Source organism: Flavobacterium sp. P1_E4, from assembly GCF_056405915.1.
Window position 1 is genome coordinate 1 of sequence record NZ_JBFUBE010000072.1, and the last position, 1163, is coordinate 1163.

Annotated in this window: 1 protein-coding gene; it reads right to left on the minus strand. The window is 47.2% G+C overall.

All coding sequences use genetic code 11. From position 1 onward, the window contains the following. Nucleotides 1-1163 (minus strand): hypothetical protein (locus AC1DY0_RS19020; RefSeq protein WP_477190150.1); only part of this gene is annotated, 1163 nt, incomplete at both ends.

Sequence of the window (1163 nt, forward strand, 5' to 3'; positions counted from 1 at the left end):
GCTTTTGCAATTCCGCAAGTATTGTTACTGGTAACGGTCATGGTCAAGGTCACAGTATTGCCTTCGTCTCCGGCCGCTGCAGTATAGGTAGGTGTAAGTGTTGTTTCATTGCTCAATGAACCGGCTCCGTTATGTGTCCAAAGTATTGTTCCATTTGAAGCAGTGGCTCCGCTTACTGTAGCCGTTGCATTGGAACAGATGGTTTGACTTCCGCCAGCTGCAGAAGCTTGAGGTAATGCATCCACATTAACGGTATAAGTTGATGTAGCCTTTGCAATTCCGCAAGTATTGTTACTGGTAACGGTCATGGTCAAGGTCACAGTTTTTCCTCCATCTCCTGCTGCTGCAGTATAGGTTGGGGTCAATGTGGTGGCATTGCTTAACGAACCAGTTCCGTTATGTGTCCAAAGGATTGTTCCATTTGAAGCAGTGGCTCCGCTTACCGTAGCCGTTGCATTGGAACAGATGGTTTGACTTCCGCCAGCTGCAGAAGCTTGAGGTAATGCATCCACATTAACGGTATAAGTTGATGTAGCTTTTGCAATTCCGCAAGTATTATTACTGGTAACGGTCATGGTCAAGGTCACAGTATTGCCTTCATCTCCGGCCGCTGCAGTGTAGGTTGGGGTCAATGTGGAGGCATTGCTTAACGAACCAGTTCCGTTATGTGTCCAAAGTATTGTTCCATTTGAAGCAGTGGCTCCGCTTACCGTAGCCGTTGCATTGGAACAGATGGTTTGACTTCCGCCAGCTGCAGAAGCTTGAGGTAATGCATCCACATTAACGGTATAAGTTGATGTAGCTTTTGCAATTCCGCAAGTATTGTTACTGGTAACGGTCATAGTCAAGGTCACGGTTTTTCCCTCGTCACCTGCTGTAGCAGTGTAGGTTGGGGTCAATGTGGTGGCATTGCTTAACGAACCAGTTCCGTTATGTGTCCAAAGGATTGTTCCATTTGAAGCAGTGGCTCCGCTTACCGTAGCCGTTGCATTGGAACAGATGGTTTGAGTTCCGCCAGCTGCAGAAGCTTGAGGTAATGCATCCACATTAACGGTATAAGTTGATGTAGCTTTTGCAATTCCGCAAGTATTGTTACTGGTTACGGTCATGGTCAAGGTCACAGTATTGCCTTCATCTCCGGCCGCTGCAGTATAGGTTGGGGT